At 67.2% G+C, this 15040-nt stretch carries 12 protein-coding genes; 9 read left to right on the plus strand and 3 right to left on the minus strand.

Annotated elements, in window-relative coordinates; all coding sequences use genetic code 11:
- Nucleotide 1: 1 nt before the first annotated feature.
- The 8 genes from rpoB (at nt 2) to FGL94_RS15125 (ending at nt 10032) form a co-directional block, all read left to right on the plus strand.
- Nucleotides 2-1831: a DNA-directed RNA polymerase subunit B gene (rpoB, locus tag FGL94_RS15090; protein ID WP_008848690.1), complete on the plus strand. Its 1830-nt coding sequence runs from the start codon at nt 2-4 to the stop codon at nt 1829-1831.
- Nucleotides 1832-1837: 6 nt separating this feature from the next.
- Nucleotides 1838-4759 carry a DNA-directed RNA polymerase subunit A' gene (locus FGL94_RS15095; RefSeq protein WP_144927128.1) on the plus strand — a complete coding sequence of 974 codons (2922 nt, stop codon included), beginning with the start codon at nt 1838-1840 and terminating at the stop codon, nt 4757-4759.
- Entirely contained in the window at nt 4752-5966 is a 1215-nt protein-coding gene (gene rpoA2 / locus FGL94_RS15100) for a DNA-directed RNA polymerase subunit A'' (protein WP_144927131.1), read from the plus strand. The genes FGL94_RS15095 and rpoA2 overlap by 8 nt, the downstream gene beginning before the upstream one ends.
- Nucleotides 5966-6385 (plus strand): NusA-like transcription termination signal-binding factor, encoded by a 420-nt coding sequence (locus FGL94_RS15105; protein ID WP_144927134.1) that lies wholly within the window; start codon nt 5966-5968, stop codon nt 6383-6385. The genes rpoA2 and FGL94_RS15105 overlap by 1 nt, the downstream gene beginning before the upstream one ends.
- Before the next feature lie 46 nt (nt 6386-6431).
- Nucleotides 6432-7247, plus strand: a complete 816-nt coding sequence (locus tag FGL94_RS15110; RefSeq protein ID WP_144927137.1) for a DUF7537 family lipoprotein — start codon at nt 6432-6434, stop codon at nt 7245-7247.
- A gap of 215 nt (nt 7248-7462) precedes the next feature.
- A complete protein-coding gene (locus FGL94_RS15115) occupies nt 7463-7891 on the plus strand; it encodes a 30S ribosomal protein S12 (protein ID WP_004048726.1) in 429 nt (142 codons plus the stop codon).
- On the plus strand, nt 7888-8541 hold the full coding sequence (locus FGL94_RS15120; RefSeq protein WP_144927140.1) for a 30S ribosomal protein S7: 654 nt from the start codon (nt 7888-7890) through the stop codon (nt 8539-8541). The genes FGL94_RS15115 and FGL94_RS15120 overlap by 4 nt, the downstream gene beginning before the upstream one ends.
- 183 nt (nt 8542-8724) lie before the next feature.
- Nucleotides 8725-10032 carry a dicarboxylate/amino acid:cation symporter gene (locus tag FGL94_RS15125; protein ID WP_206664944.1) on the plus strand — a complete coding sequence of 436 codons (1308 nt, stop codon included), beginning with the start codon at nt 8725-8727 and terminating at the stop codon, nt 10030-10032.
- Nucleotides 10033-10084: 52 nt separating this feature from the next.
- Here the strand turns inward: FGL94_RS15125 and FGL94_RS15130 are convergent, their stop codons facing one another.
- On the minus strand, nt 10085-12070 hold the full coding sequence (locus FGL94_RS15130; RefSeq protein WP_144927144.1) for an aconitate hydratase: 1986 nt from the start codon (nt 12068-12070) through the stop codon (nt 10085-10087).
- Nucleotides 12071-12336: 266 nt separating this feature from the next.
- On the opposite strand from FGL94_RS15130, the gene FGL94_RS15135 reads away from it, so the two are divergent.
- A complete protein-coding gene (locus FGL94_RS15135; RefSeq protein ID WP_144927147.1) occupies nt 12337-12810 on the plus strand; it encodes a deoxyuridine 5'-triphosphate nucleotidohydrolase in 474 nt (157 codons plus the stop codon).
- A gap of 324 nt (nt 12811-13134) precedes the next feature.
- On the opposite strand, the gene FGL94_RS15140 is transcribed toward FGL94_RS15135, so the two are convergent.
- Nucleotides 13135-14511 (minus strand): LLM class flavin-dependent oxidoreductase, encoded by a 1377-nt coding sequence (locus tag FGL94_RS15140; RefSeq protein WP_144927150.1) that lies wholly within the window; start codon nt 14509-14511, stop codon nt 13135-13137.
- Between the two features lie 102 nt (nt 14512-14613).
- Nucleotides 14614-15018 carry a CBS domain-containing protein gene (locus FGL94_RS15145; RefSeq protein WP_144927153.1) on the minus strand — a complete coding sequence of 135 codons (405 nt, stop codon included), beginning with the start codon at nt 15016-15018 and terminating at the stop codon, nt 14614-14616.
- Nucleotides 15019-15040: the final 22 nt, after the last annotated feature.

Genomic DNA, 15040 nt, shown 5'->3' on the forward strand with positions numbered 1-15040 from the left:
CATGGCTCAGGCAGAACGCGAAGCGAAGGTGTACGTCAACGGGAGCCTCGTCGGGACCCACCCGGACCCCGAGGCCCTCGCCGAACAGATCCGCGAGGCCCGCCGACGCGGCGACGTCTCGGAGATGGTGAACGTCTCGGTCAAAGACCGAACCCAGGAAGTGATCGTCAACGCGGACGCGGGGCGCGCCCGTCGCCCGCTGATCGTCGTCGAGAACGGCGAGCCCCTGCTGGGCGACGAGGAGGTCGAGGCCGTCGAACGCGGCGAGGTCGAGTTCGAGGACCTCGTCGAGCGCGGCTACGTCGAGTTCATCGACGCCGAGGAGGAAGAGGACATCCTCGTCGCCGTCGACGAGGAGGACGTGACCGAGGACCACACGCACCTCGAGATCGACCCGCAGCTCGTGTTCGGTATCGGTGCGGGGATGATCCCGTACCCCGAGCACAACGCGAGCCCTCGGATCACGATGGGCGCGGGGATGATGAAGCAGTCGCTCGGACTCCCATCCGCCAACTACCGGATCCGGCCGGACACGCGTCAGCACCTGCTGCACTACCCGCAGCTGGCGATGGTGAAGACGCAGACGTCCGACCAGATCAGCTTCGACAAGCGGCCGGCGGCGCAGAACTTCGTCGTCGCCGTGATGTCCTACGAGGGGTTCAACATCGAGGACGCGCTGGTGATGAACCAGGGCTCCGTCGACCGCGCGCTCACCCGCTCGCACTTCTTCCGGACCTACGAGGGCGAGGAGCGTCGCTACCCCGGCGGTCAGGAAGACCGCTTCGAGATCCCCGATCAGGACGTGCGCGGCGCGCGCGGCGAGGACGCGTACACCCACCTCGACGAGGACGGCCTCGTCAACCCCGAGACGAAGGTGGACGAGTCCTCGGTCCTGCTCGGCAAGACCAGCCCGCCGCGCTTCCTCGAGGAGCCCGACGACATGGGCGGGCTCTCCCCGCAGAAGCGCCGCGAGACGAGCGTGACGATGCGCTCGGGCGAATCCGGCGTGGTCGACACGGTGACGCTGATGGAGGGCGAGGACGGCTCCAAGCTCTCGAAGGTGAAGGTTCGCGACCAGCGCGTCCCCGAGCTGGGCGACAAGTTCGCGTCCCGACACGGTCAGAAGGGCGTCGTGGGCCACCTCGCGCCCCAGGAGGACATGCCGTTCACCGAGGAGGGGGTCGTCCCCGACCTCGTGATGAACCCGCACGCGCTGCCGTCCCGGATGACGGTCGGCCACGTGCTGGAGATGCTCGGCGGGAAGGTCGGCTCGCTGCGCGGCTCGCGGGTCGACGGCACGCCGTTCCAGGGCGAAGACGAGGAGGAGCTCCGCGGCGGGCTGGAGGAACACGGCTTCAAGTCCTCCGGCAAGGAGGTCATGTACTCCGGCGTCACCGGCGAGAAGATCGAGGCGGAGATCTTCGTCGGGACGATCTTCTACCACAAGCTGTACCACATGGTGTCGAACAAGCTCCACGCCCGCTCTCGCGGTCCGGTGCAGGTGCTCACGCGCCAGCCGACCGAGGGGCGCGCCCGCGAGGGCGGCCTGCGCGTCGGGGAGATGGAGCGCGACACGATCATCGGCCACGGCGCGTCGATGGTGCTCAACGAGCGGCTGCTGGAGTCCTCGGACGCCGAGACGGTGCACGTCTCCGCGGAGACCGGGCTCGTCGCCGTTGAGGACCGCGAACAGCGCCGAGTGTACGACCCGGTCACGGGCGACGAGGACGACATCCACGAGCTCGAGGTGAGCTACGCGTTCAAGCTCCTGCTCGACGAGATGATCGCTCTCGGCATCCGACCGAAACTCGAACTGGAGGACGCAATTTAAATGTCAATGCAAACACCGAAAGTGCTCGGCGGCATCGACTTCGGCCTCATGGACCCGGAGACGTACCGGGACATGTCGGCGACGAAGGTGATCACGGCCGACACGTACGACGACGACGGCTACCCGATCGACATGGGTCTGATGGACCCGCGGCTCGGCGTCATCGACCCCGGCCTCGAGTGCCGGACCTGCGGCTCCCACTCCGGCTCCTGTAACGGCCACTTCGGCCACATCGAGCTGGCCGCCCCCGTCATCCACGTGGGCTTCACGAAGCTCATCCGGCGGCTGCTCCGCTCGACGTGTCGAGAGTGTGGCCGGCTCGCCCTCGATGAAGCGCAGCGCGACGAGTTCCGCGACCGCTACGAGCGGGCGAAGGAGCTCGGCGACGACGAGCACGACGTGTTGAAGGCCGCCGTCCGGCAGGCCCGGAAGGCGTCGACGTGCCCGTTCTGCGGCGAGCCGCAGGCGGACATCAAACACGAGAAGCCGACCACTTACTACGAGGTCCAGGACGTGCTCTCGGGCGACTACTCCGAGCGCATCGCGGCCGCGATGCAGCCCGACGAGGAGGAGGACGACCCGGGCACCTCGCCGCAGGAGCTCGCCGAGAAGACGGACATCGCCCTCGACCGGGTCAACGAGATCATGGCCGGCGAGTTCCGCCCGCGCAAGGAGGACCGCCGCGCCATCGAGACGGCGCTCGACGTCGACCTCACCGAGGAGGACATGAACAAGCTGATGCCCTCGGACATCCGCGACTGGTTCGAGGACATCCCGGACGAGGACCTCGAGGTGCTCGGCATCGACTCCGAGCACTCCCGACCGGAGTGGATGATCCTGACGGTCCTCCCCGTCCCGCCGGTCACCACGCGTCCCTCCATCACGCTCGACAACGGCCAGCGCTCCGAGGACGACCTCACGCACAAGCTGGTCGACATCATCCGGATCAATCAGCGGTTCATGGAGAACCGCGAGGCGGGCGCCCCGCAGCTGATCATCGAGGACCTCTGGGAGCTGCTCCAGTACCACGTCACCACGTTCGTCGACAACGAGATCAGCGGGACACCGCCGGCGCGACACCGCTCCGGCCGCCCCCTTAAGACCCTCAGTCAGCGGCTGAAGGGCAAGGAGGGCCGCTTCCGCGGCTCGCTGTCCGGGAAACGCGTCAACTTCTCCGCCCGGACCGTCATCTCGCCGGACCCGACCCTCTCCCTGAACGAGGTCGGCGTCCCGGACCGGGTCGCCATGGAGATGACCCAGACGCTCAACGTCACCGAGCGCAACGTCGACGAGGCGCGTCAGTACGTCCGGAACGGCCCCGAGGCCCACCCCGGCGCCAACTACGTGCGTCGCCCCGACGGTCGCCGACTGAAGGTGACCGAGAAGAACTGCGAGGAGCTCGCCGAGAAGGTCGAGGCCGACTGGGAGGTCAACCGACACCTCGTCGACGGCGACATCGTGATCTTCAACCGGCAGCCCTCGCTGCACCGGATGTCCATCATGGCCCACGAGGTCGTGGTGATGCCGTACAAGACGTTCCGTCTCAACACCGTCGTCTGTCCGCCGTACAACGCCGACTTCGACGGCGACGAGATGAACATGCACGCGCTCCAGAACGAGGAGGCCCGCGCCGAGGCGCGCGTCCTCATGCGCGTCCAAGAGCAGATCCTCTCGCCGCGGTTCGGCGGGAACATCATCGGCGCCATTCAGGACCACATCTCGGGGACCTATCTGCTCACGCACTCGAACCCCGAGTTCACCGAGACGCAGGCGCTGGACCTGCTGCGCGCGACCCGCGTCGACGAGCTGCCAGAGGCGGACGGCGTCGACGACGAGGGGCGCGAGTACTGGACCGGCCGGACGCTGTTCTCGGAGCTGCTCCCCGACGATCTCTCGCTGGACTTCACCTCCTCGACGGGCGACGACGTGCTCATCGAGAACGGCCAGCTGGTCGAGGGGACGATCGACGAGGACGCCGTCGGCGCGTTCGGCGGCGAGGTCGTCGACACCCTCACCAAGGAGTACGGCGAGACGCGCTCGCGCGTGTTCATCAACGAGATCGCCTCGCTGGCGATGCGCGCGATCATGCACTTCGGGTTCTCGATCGGGATCGACGACGAGTCGATCCCGCCGGAGGCCGAAGAACAGGTCGACGACGCCATCGAGAGCGCCTACGACCGCGTCCAGGAGCTGATCGAGACGTACGAGGCCGGCGAGCTGGAGTCGCTCCCGGGCCGCGGCGTCGACGAGACGCTGGAGATGAAGATCATGCAGACGCTCGGAAAGGCGCGCGACTCGGCCGGTGAGATCGCCGACCAGCACTTCGGCGACGACAACCCGGCGGTCGTGATGGCTCGATCCGGCGCGCGTGGGTCGATGCTGAACCTCACGCAGATGGCCGGCTCCGTCGGTCAGCAGGCGGTTCGCGGCGAGCGGATCAACCGCGGCTACGAGGACCGGACGCTCTCCCACTACAAGGAGAACGACCTCTCGTCGGAAGCGCACGGCTTCGTGGAGAACTCCTACCGCGGCGGGCTCACGCCCGAGGAGTTCTTCTTCCACGCGATGGGCGGCCGCGAGGGGCTGGTCGACACGGCGGTCCGGACCTCCAAGTCCGGCTACCTCCAGCGCCGGCTCATCAACGCGCTCTCCGAGTTGGAGGCGCAGTACGACGGCACGGTCCGGGACACCTCGGGCCGGATCGTCCAGTTCGAGTTCGGCGAGGACGGCACTTCGCCGGTGAAGGTCTCGTCCGGCGAGGGAGACGGAATCGACGTCGACGACATCGTCGACCGCGTCGTCGACGCCGAGTTCGAGTCCAGCGACGAGAAGGATCGGTTCCTCGGCGAGCGCGCGCCGCCGACGAATCTCTCTGAGCATTCGGGGCCGGGCCTGAACAAGGCCTCGGGGGTGGAGTCGGATGACTGAGTACGGCTACGTCACCGACGACATCGAGGCGGTCGTGGAGGCCACGGAGCTGCCCACTCGCCTCAAAGACGAGGTGTACGAGGCGATCGATCGAAAGGCCGAGGAGACGGGCGAAGTCACCGTCGAGCAGGCCACCGACATCGCGACCGGCGTCGAGAACCGGTACATCGAGACGCGGGTCGATCCGTTGGACCCCGTCGGCACCGTCTCCGCGCAGTCGATCGGCGAGCCCGGGACGCAGATGACGATGAACACGTTCCACTACGCCGGCGTCGCGGAGATCGACGTCACGCAGGGGCTCCCCCGGCTCATCGAGTTGGTGGACGCCCGGAAGACGCCGGACACGCCGATGATGACGGTCCACCTCGACGGCGAGTACGCCACGGACCGCGAGAAGGCCCACGAGGTCGTCTGGTCCATCGAGGCGACGCGAATCCTCGCGCTCGGCGACGTGTCGACGAACGTCGCTGACATGCTGGTGCGGATCGACCTGAACGACGACACCCTCCTCGAGCGGTGGCCGACCCACACGGACCCGTCCGAAGTCGCCGCGATCATCGCCGAGACGATCGAAGATTCGCTCGGCGTCGACACCCGACAGTCGGGGACCGTCGTGGAGTTCGGCCCCAACGAGCCGAGCTACCGCGAGCTACTCCAGCTCGTCGAGCGGCTCCGAGAGATCGTGTTCAAGGGGATCGAGGAGATCGAACGCGTCGTCATCCGGAAAGAGGAGATCGACGGAGACGAGGAGTTCGTCCTCTACACCGAGGGGTCGGCGTTCGGCGACACCCTCGACATCGAGGGCGTCGACGCCTCGCGCACGACGTGTAACAACATCCACGAGATCTATCGCAACCTCGGGGTCGAGGCGGCCCGCGAGACGATCATCGACGAGACGAAGAACACGCTCGAAGAGCAGGGGCTCGACGACGTGAACGTCCGCCACCTAATGTTAGTGGCCGACATCATGACGAACAACGGCGAGATCGATTCGATCGGTCGTCACGGCATCTCGGGTTCGAAGGACTCCGTGCTCGCGCGCGCGGCGTTCGAGGTGACGGTCAACCACCTGCTCGACGCCGCGATCCACGGCGAGTACGACGAGCTCGACGGCGTCATCGAGAACGTCATCGCCGGCAAGCCGATCTCGCTCGGTACCGGCGACGTCGACCTCCGGATGGGGTCGCGCGTCGTGGGCGACGACTGATGTACGTCGAGCTCTCCGACGAGGCGCGGCGCTACATCGGTCGCTTCGACGAGCTGACCGGGGTCGCGCCGAAGGACTGCCTCGTGGAGGGCGACCGGCTCGTGTTCCTCGTGCCGGCCGGCGAGATGGCCGCCGCGATCGGACAGGCCGGCGAGACCGTCGAAGAGGCGGAACGGCGGCTCGGCAAGTCAGTCGACTTAGTGGAGGACGCGGACACGGCGGAGGCGTTCGTCGCGAGCGCGCTCTCGCCCGCGGCGGTCAACGCCGTGACGATCTCCGAGCAAAACGACCGCGTGGCGTACGTCGAGGTGCCGGAGCCGGACCGGGGCGTCGCCATCGGCGCAGACGGGACCAACATCGAGACGGCGCGGACGTTGGCGAAGCGGCACTACGACATCGACGACATCCAACTGACCTGAGGACGGAACCCCACGCCCTTTTGTCGCCGCGTTCGTTTGTCGCCGCATGGATCGCAGACGCTTCCTCACCGGGGTCGGGACCGGAGTCGCCGTCGGAATCGCCGGCTGTCTCGGCGGCGACGACGGGCCGGACCGGCCGTTCCCCGACGCGGAGTGGCGCGACGAAGACGGGATCGACGTGGCGGCCCTCTCCGAAAGCCACGTCGGGGCGATCGTCGACGCCGGAGGCGCCACGCTGTTCTCGATCGCGGAGACGACCCACGACGACGACGCGGAGCCGAGCCCGTGGCTCCCCTCGCAGGAGTACGAGTCCGCGTACGACATCGAGAACGGGCGCCAGTACGTGCGACAGGAAATGACGGAGACAGAGGAGACCGACGTGTCGGAGCTGTACGTCGCCGACGGCGAGGCGCTGGTCCGTCAGCGGGTCGGCGACGAGACGCAGTACGGTCGGCAGTCGGTCGACCGATCGGCGGACGACCTCGAAACGGCGATGGAGGCGGAGGTCGTAACGGGGATCCGCGTCGAAGGAGAGACCGCGGGCGGCGAGACGGAGTACGAGGGACTGAACCTGTGGAACCCGACGAGCGACGGCGAGGACGAGGTGCGCGGCGAGCCGACCGCGCGGTTCACCGCCGACGCCTTCGAGGGCGACCGGAACGTTCCCGAGACGGTCGAGACGGCGTCGGCGACGGTCCACGTGTACGAGTCCGGCGTCGTCCCGCGGCTCGAACAGTCGTGGGCGGGCCCGCACGACGACCAAGAGGCGACCGTCGACGTCGACATCGACTACCGCGACCTCGGCGCGACGGTGTCGGAACCGGAGTGGGCCGCGGAGGCGCGCGAGGAGACGAGCGCCTGACTCGGGGACGCGTTTCTCCGGCACGTTTCCAGACGAAACGACGGGCGCTCGCCACCGTTGAGCCGGTAAGCCGTCGAGAGCGCCCGTCGTTTTCGATCCGATCGCTCCGAGAAACACCCTCAGAACGGACGAGAGGTACCGTTCGAGCGATCTGAGGGCGTTTCTCCGCGTCGAAAGACGACGCTTAAGTAGCTCCGTTCGGAAGTGGATGTACGATGGCGAACGGCAAATACGCGGCCCGTAAGCTCAAACAGGACCGGCAGAAGCGACGCTGGTCCGACTCCGAGTACGCTCGGCGAGAGCGCGGGCTCAAGAAGAAGTCCGACCCCCTCGAAGGCGCCCCGCAGGCCCGCGGGATCGTGCTGGAGAAGGTCGGGATCGAGGCAAAGCAGCCGAACTCGGCGATCCGAAAGTGCGTCCGCGTTCAGCTCATCAAGAACGGGAAACAGGTCACCGCGTTCTGTCCCGGCGACGGCGCCATCTCGTTCATCGACGAGCACGACGAGGTCACGATCGCCGGGATCGGCGGCGCGAAGGGTCGCGCGATGGGCGACCTTTCGGGTGTCAACTACAAGGTCGAGAAGGTCAACGGAGTCTCCATGATCGAACTGGTTCGCGGAAACGCGGAGAAGCCCGTCAGATGAGCGGGGAGGAGACCGAGGCGCCGTCCGACGAGGACGTCGCCGCCGACGAGCCGGATCCGGACGCGCCCGCGTCCAGCGAGGCCGCCAACGAGAACGCCAAGCTGTTCGACGTCTGGGACGTCACCGAGATCGCCTACGAGGACCCCTCGACGAAGCGCTACATGACCGTGACGCCGATCGCGCACACCATGGGCCGTCACGCGTCCAAGCAGTTCAAGAAAAGCGAAATCTCCCTGGTCGAGCGGCTGATCAACCGCCTGATGCAGACCGACGAGAACACGGGCAAGAAACAGCAGGCGACGCGGATCGTCCGCGACGCCTTCGACATCATCCACGAGCGGACCGAGGAGAACCCGGTCCAGATCCTCGTGACGGCCGTCGAGAACGCCGCGCCCCGCGAGGAGACCGTCCGCCTGAAGTACGGCGGCATCTCCGTCCCGAAGGCGGTCGACGTCGCGCCCCAGCGCCGCGTCGATCAGGCGCTGCTGTTCATCTCCGACGGCGTCGCCAGCGCGACGTACAAGTCGACGACCTCCGCCGCCGAGGCGCTCGCCAACGAGCTCGTCACGGCCGCGGACTACGACCCCGAGCGCTCCTACTCCATCTCGCAGAAGGAGGAGCGCGAGCGTGTCGCCGCCGCAGCCCGCTAACGTCGGCCGACGACGACGCTGCCGTTCTGTTTTCTCTCTTTCCGCCGTCGCGACCGGCGGGAATCTCCGACCGGAAGGCTTGATCGGCCGGACTCTCCGATTCAAAAGCTCCGTATCACCGAGTACGCCGAACACACGGTGGCGGCGATACTTACTTAGATACCAGTTGACAATAGCGAGTGTATGTCAACCACAGCCATGGGATCGTGGCAGCGGTACCGCGCGATACCGATCGTCTATCGGATCGGGGTGGCGTTCGTGCTCGGCTCGGTGTTCGGGCTCGTCGTCGGCCAGCCGGCGACGGCGCTCCAACCGCTCGGAGACATTTTCGTGAGTCTGTTGAGCATGCTGATCGTTCCGATCGTCCTGTTCACGCTGCTGATGGGGGCGCGTCGGCTCTCGCCGAGCAACCTCGGCAAGATCGGCGGACAGGTGGTCGGGCTGTACGCCCTCACCTCGGCCGTAGCGGTGGGCTTCGGACTGCTGGTCGCGAACCTCATCGATCCGGGAGCCAACCTCGAACTGGGCGACGCGGAGGCCCAGACCGCCGAGGCGCCCGACATCGTCGAGGTGATCTTGGGGATCGTCCCCGAGAACCCGATCGGGGCGATGGCGTCGGGCGACATCCTCCCGATCATCTTCTTCGTCATCGTGTTCGGACTCGCGTTGGCGCTCGTCGAACAGTCGACCGACTCGACGGACATCCAGAACGGCGTCGAGTCGTTCTACAATCTGGCAGAGGCGGGCGCGGAAGCGATGTTCAAGGTCGTCTGGGGCGTGATGGAGTACGGCGTGATCGGCGTGTTCGCGCTGATGGCGGCGGTGTTCGGCGAGGCCGGCGTGGACGCGATCGTCCCGTTCGCGCTGCTCATCGCGACGCTCGTGATCGCCGTCGTCGCGCATATCGCGGTCGTCCACCTCGGAATCATCGTGCGGCTGCTCGCCGGGCAGTCGCCGATCGGGTTCCTGACCGGCGGGCGCGACGCGCTGATCACCGCGCTGTCGATCCGCTCGTCGAGCGGGACGCTCCCGGTGACGATGGCGAACGCCGACAACAACTTCCACATCGACGAGGGGGTCTACAGCTTCTCGCTGCCGCTGGGCGCGACGATCAACATGGACGGCACCGCCCTCTATCAGGGCGTGGCGGCGGTGTTCGCCGCGAACCTCGTCGGCGTCCAGCTGTCGATCGCCGAGCAGGTGACGGTCGTCCTCGTCGCGGTGCTGGCGAGCGTCGGGGCCGCGGGCGTGCCGGGGACCGGGCTCATCATGTTGACGCTCGTGTTGACGCAGCTCGGGCTGCCGCTGGAAGTCGTCGGGTTCGTCGCGGGCGTCGACCCGATCCTGGACCGCCTGCGGACGATGACCAACATCAGCGGGGACCTCGCGGTCACCACGATCGTGGCGAAGTGGAACGGCGCGATCGACTTCACGCAGGGTGCATGGGTCGGCGAGAGCGGCGAGCCCGACGTCGCCGCTGGCGACGATTGAAAAAAGCGGAGCAGAATCGGAGCCGACCGAGCGGTCGGCGTCGGCGGTCGCCTCAGTCGTCGGCCGGCGCCGCACCGGATCCGTCGTCGGCGTGCTGCTGTTTGACCCACGCGAGCTTGCCGCCGGCCGCGAGGATGTCGCGCTCGCGCTCGGAGGCGTCGAGGTCGGCGGTGAACTCCCACTCGCCGTTGACGCTCACGGTGAACTCCTCCTGCCCGGAGCGGACGCCCGCGGGCACGTCGTCGACGATTTCGAGGTCGTCGCCCTGCTCGATCTTGTCGTACGTCTCCGAGTCGATCGCCAGAGGGACAATACCGAAGTTGAACAGGTTCGCCTTGTGGATGCGGGCGAAGCTCTGCGCGAAGACGGCCTCGATGCCGAGGTACATCGGACAGAGGGCCGCGTGCTCACGCGAGGAGCCCTGCCCGTAGTTCTCCCCGGCCACGAGGACGCCGCCGTCGGCGTCGAGCGCGCGCTGCGCGAACGTATCGTCGACGCGCGAGAGCGTGAACTCGGAGAGCTTCTCGATGTTCGAGCGGAATTTCAGGATGTCCGCCGTCGCCGGGATGATGTGGTCGGTGGTGATATTGTCCTTCATCTTGAGAAGGGCTTCACCGCCGTCCACGTCGATCCCGTCTTTGAGCGGCACGTCGCCGATGTTCGGGCCCTTGACGAGGCCGTCGTCGATCGCCTCGTCGGGCGAGATGATGTCGGAGTCGGACTCACCCATGCCGGGGCCGTACTTCGTCCCCATCTCGAGGCCGGGCGCCTCGAGGTCGCCGAGGTCGTCGGCGAGATCGCGCGGATCGACGATCTCGCCGGTGATGGCCGCCGCGGTGGCGACCTCGGGCGAGCAGAGGAAGACGGAGTCGTCTTCGATGCCGGAGCGACCCTCGAAGTTGCGGTTGAAGGTGCGCAGCGAGACGGAGTCGGAGGCGGGCACGTGGCCGATACCGATACACGCGCCACACGTCGCCTCGGAGAAGTTGACGCCGGCCGCCATCATCTCCGCGGTCCAACCTTCGCGGGCCAGCATCTCGGAGGCCTGCTTGGAGCCGGGCGCGACGATCATCTCGGTTCCCTTCGAGACCTCGCGGCCCTCCAGCATCTTCGCGCTGGGGAGGATGTCCTCGTAGGCGCCGTTGGTACAGGAGCCGACGATGACCTGCTCGACGTCGGTTCCCTCGTACTCGCTGACGGGGGCGACGTTGTCGGGCATCGAGGGGGCGGCCACGAGCGGCTCGAGCTCGCCGAGGTCGACCTCGATGGTCTCCGCGTACTCCGCGTCGTCGTCGGGCTGGAGGTCGACGTACTCCTCCTCGCGGTCCTGGCGCGCGAGCCAGTCTTTGGTCTTCTCGTCGGTCGCGAAGATCGAGGAGGTGGCGCCGAGCTCGGTGCCGAGGTTCGTGATCGTGGTGCGCTCGGGGATCGTGAGCTTCTCGGCGCCGGGGCCGGTGTACTCGAAGATCTTGCCGACGCCGCCCTTGACGGTCAGCTCGCCGAGCAGGTGGAGCGCGATGTCCTTGGCGGTCGCCCACTCGGGCAGCTCGCCTTCGAGGTGGACGTTGACGACTTCCGGCATCTCGACGTAGTAGGGGCCGCCGCCCATCGCGACGGCGATGTCGAGGCCGCCGGCGCCGATCGCGAGCTGGCCGAGCCCGCCGGGGGTCGGCGTGTGCGAGTCGGAGCCGAGCAGCGTCTTGCCGGGCGCCGCGAAGTTCTCCTTGTGGACCTGGTGGCAGATCCCGTTACCGGGCCGAGAGAAGTACGCGCCGTACGTGCCGGCTGCAGAGCGGAGGAAGCGGTGGTCGTCGGTGTTCTTGAAGTCGAACTGGTACGTCTGGTGGTCGCAGTACTGCGCGGCCAGCTCCGTCTGGACCTCGTCCAGATCGAGCGCCTCGAACTGGAGCCACACCATCGTCCCCGTGGTGTCCTGCGTCAGCACCTGGTCGATCTCGATACCGATCTCCTCGCCGGGCGTCAGCTCGCCCTCGACGAGATGGTTATCGAGGATCTTCTCCGTAATCGTCTGTCCCATATCACGCGAAGATGGCTCTCCCGTGGATATAAAACCCGCGAGTTTTTTGCAAGATCGACCGTGTTAGATCGGTAAAGGAAGCAAATATTGCGGAATAGTACTCGTGGTATCATTTACCACGTGAGAAATAGGCGTAACGAGTATATAAGGCCGATAAAGGCCTATATCCGCTGAAATCAGGGGTCTGAGCGAATACCGCGATCGAGACGATCGGCCCCGCGATCGCGGGCGACACCGTTTAGTCTCGCCCGCGGGTCCGGTGGGACATGTTCGACTCGGGAGCGACGGTCGCGGCGGCGCTCGATGAGGGCGGCGCCGACCTCAGTGACGCACAGCGACAGCCGAACGGCGTCGACCTCACGGTCGGCGCCGTCTTCGAGCAGACGGATCCGGGCGCGATCCGCCGCGACGGCAAGCGGGTCGGCGAGCGCGCGGAGCTGGAGCCGGAGGACGGCGCGTACCGACTGGAAGCGGGCACGTACGTGGTCCGGTATGGCGAGCCGGTGCGGATCCCCGACGAGCGGATCGGGTTCGTGCTCCCGCGGTCGACGCTGCTGCGCAACTCCTGTACCCTCGACACCGCGGTCTGGGACGCGGGCTACGAGGGCGTCGGTGAAGGTCGCCTCGACGTGGGTCACGAGATCGCGATCGAACCGGGCGCGCGGATCGGTCAGTTGGTGCTCGCGGCCGCCGACCACGAGGGGACCTACGAGGGAGAGTACCAGGGCGAGCGGCTCTAAGTCCGAGCGGTGACCGTGGTCGCGGCGATCCCTGCCGAGGACGGTGAACCGAGGCTATAAGCCGCGATCCGAGAGGCGACGAGACGACCCACCTGATCGAGAGAGACCGGCAGCTCAGGGATAGTGAAAGGAACGAACGGCACGCCCGTGCCGTGAAAAGGTGGCACGGGCGTGCCGTTCAGTAGGTCCCCGCTGACGCTTCGGCCCTCCAAGCGAAGCGTCACCTGAAACAAGCGGGGGAATCCACTTAAGCGTGCCGGGGGCGGCAGGCTTGTCGTATTAGACACCGGCGAGATATTCACAAGACCGGGGGAACGGCGCCGGCTACTGCTTCGCCGGGTGGTCGTCGCGGAGCCGAGACTGGCCCGTCCCGAGGAGTCGCTCGCGGAGGGTGCCGTCGCCGCGCGGCGAGTCCCCCTCGTCGTTCGGGTCGGAGACGAGCCCGCGCTCGCGCAGCTCGGGGACGACGAGGTCGACGAAGTCGGTCAGCGAGTCGGGGCGGACCACCTCCTTCACGTTGAATCCGTGGACGCCGACCTCTTCGTGCCAGTACTCCAGCTCGTCGGCGATCTGCTCCGGGGTGCCGACGATCTTCGGGGAGGTGGTGCCGAGCCCGCAGAACTCGGCGACCTCGCGGACGGTCCACTCGCGGTCCGGCTGGGCCTTCGTGAACGCGTTCATCGTCCCCTGGATCGCGTCGGTCTCGATGTGTTCGACCTTCTGGTCGGGGTCGAGCTCCGACAGGTCCATGTCGAGGAACCCGGAGAGCAGCGCGAGCGTCGCCTCGACGTCGACGTGATCTTTATACGTCTCGTGTTTCGCTTCGGCGGCCGCCTCCGTCTCGCCGACGATCGGTACGACGCCGATGAAGAATTTGAGGCTCTCGGGGTCCCGACCGTGGTCGGCCGCCCGCGACTTCACGTCCGTCATGTACTCGCGGACGCCCTCCTCGGTGGGCTGGCTGGCGAACACCGCCTCGGCGTTCGCGGACGCGAACTCCCGCCCGCGGTCCGACGAGCCCGCCTGATAGATAACGGGCGTGCGCTGCGGGGAAGGCTCGCAGCCGTGGGGGCCGGGCACCGAGAAGTGCTCGCCCTCGTGGCCGATCGCCGAGACCTTCTCCGGGTCGGTGTACCGCCCGGACTCGCGGTCGACCTCGACGGCGTCGTCGTCCCACGACTCCTCCCAGAGCTCGTAACAGACGTCGAGGAACTCGTCCGCCCGATCGTAGCGGGTCTGCTTGTCCATCCGCTCGTCGAGCCCGAGGTTCTCGGCGGCCGACTGGAGGTACGAGGTGACGACGTTGAGCGCGACCCGTCCGTCGGTGAGGTGGTCGAGCGTGGAGAACTCCCGTGCAAGCTGATAGGGGTGGGTGTAGGTGGTCGAGCGCGTCACGGCGAAGCCGAGGTCGTCGGTGACCTCCGCCATCGCGGGGACGACCAGCTGCGGGTCGCTCGCGGGCGTCTGAACCGCCTTCTCGACGGCCGTCTCGCGGTCGTCGCCGTACACGTCGTAGATCCCGCGCACGTCGGCGAAGAACACCGCGTCGAAGCCGCCGCGCTCGGCGGTGCGCGCGACCTCGGTCCAGTACTCGCGGTCGGTGTACTCCGGCGACCGGTCACCGGGGTAGGTCCACGACCCGGGCGAGACGTGCTCGACCGAGGCCATGGTGAAGAGGTTGAGATGCAGGTGGTCGGACATGGATCGCGGTACGCGATCCGCGGGTAATACCCCACAGAAAGGGGCGGCACTTGTCGGCGTCGGGGACGCACCGCCGAGAAAAGCGGGAGAATCGGACCGGGGCTACGGCGACGGCGCCTCCGGCGAGGAGACGTACGCGGCGAAGTCGGAGGTGGTGATGATCCCGATCGGCTCATCTCCGTCGACGACGGGGACGTGGTGGAACCCGTGTTCGACCATCGTTGCGGCCACCGCCGAAACAGAATCCTGCGCGCCGGCCGTGATCGGGTCGGGACTCATGTACCGCTCGACGGTGGTCTCGGCTTTCGGCTGGCTCTTCGCCACGATGTCGACGAAGTCGGTCGTGGTGAGGATGCCGACGAGAGCGCCGTCGTCGACGACCAGCGCCGAACTGATGTCGTTGTCGAGCAGCACGGCCGCCGCGTCCTCGACCAGCGTGTCCGGCGTCACCGTGTGGAGTTCGCTTGTCATCAACCGCGCGACGAAGACGTCATCGATGTCGTCCATACGTGAGAGTCCGTCTCTCGAA

The organism is Halorubrum salsamenti, assembly GCF_007671685.1.
In the GTDB taxonomy this organism is placed as follows: Archaea; Halobacteriota; Halobacteria; order Halobacteriales; family Haloferacaceae; genus Halorubrum; species Halorubrum salsamenti.

Excerpts from the sequence above, each read along its gene's own strand:
- FGL94_RS15105 (WP_144927134.1), top strand. The coding sequence starts at position 5,966 with ATGTACGTCGAGCTCTCCGACGAGGCGCGGCGCTACATCGGTCGCTTC.
- FGL94_RS15110 (WP_144927137.1), top strand. The coding sequence starts at position 6,432 with ATGGATCGCAGACGCTTCCTCACCGGGGTCGGGACCGGAGTCGCCGTC.
- FGL94_RS15125 (WP_206664944.1), top strand. The coding sequence starts at position 8,725 with ATGTCAACCACAGCCATGGGATCGTGGCAGCGGTACCGCGCGATACCG.
- rpoA2 (WP_144927131.1), top strand. The coding sequence starts at position 4,752 with ATGACTGAGTACGGCTACGTCACCGACGACATCGAGGCGGTCGTGGAG.
- FGL94_RS15135 (WP_144927147.1), top strand. The coding sequence starts at position 12,337 with ATGTTCGACTCGGGAGCGACGGTCGCGGCGGCGCTCGATGAGGGCGGC.
- FGL94_RS15145 (WP_144927153.1), bottom strand. The coding sequence starts at position 15,018 with ATGGACGACATCGATGACGTCTTCGTCGCGCGGTTGATGACAAGCGAA.
- FGL94_RS15130 (WP_144927144.1), bottom strand. The coding sequence starts at position 12,070 with ATGGGACAGACGATTACGGAGAAGATCCTCGATAACCATCTCGTCGAG.
- FGL94_RS15095 (WP_144927128.1), top strand. The coding sequence starts at position 1,838 with ATGCAAACACCGAAAGTGCTCGGCGGCATCGACTTCGGCCTCATGGAC.
- rpoB (WP_008848690.1), top strand. The coding sequence starts at position 2 with ATGGCTCAGGCAGAACGCGAAGCGAAGGTGTACGTCAACGGGAGCCTC.
- FGL94_RS15140 (WP_144927150.1), bottom strand. The coding sequence starts at position 14,511 with ATGTCCGACCACCTGCATCTCAACCTCTTCACCATGGCCTCGGTCGAG.
- FGL94_RS15120 (WP_144927140.1), top strand. The coding sequence starts at position 7,888 with ATGAGCGGGGAGGAGACCGAGGCGCCGTCCGACGAGGACGTCGCCGCC.
- FGL94_RS15115 (WP_004048726.1), top strand. The coding sequence starts at position 7,463 with ATGGCGAACGGCAAATACGCGGCCCGTAAGCTCAAACAGGACCGGCAG.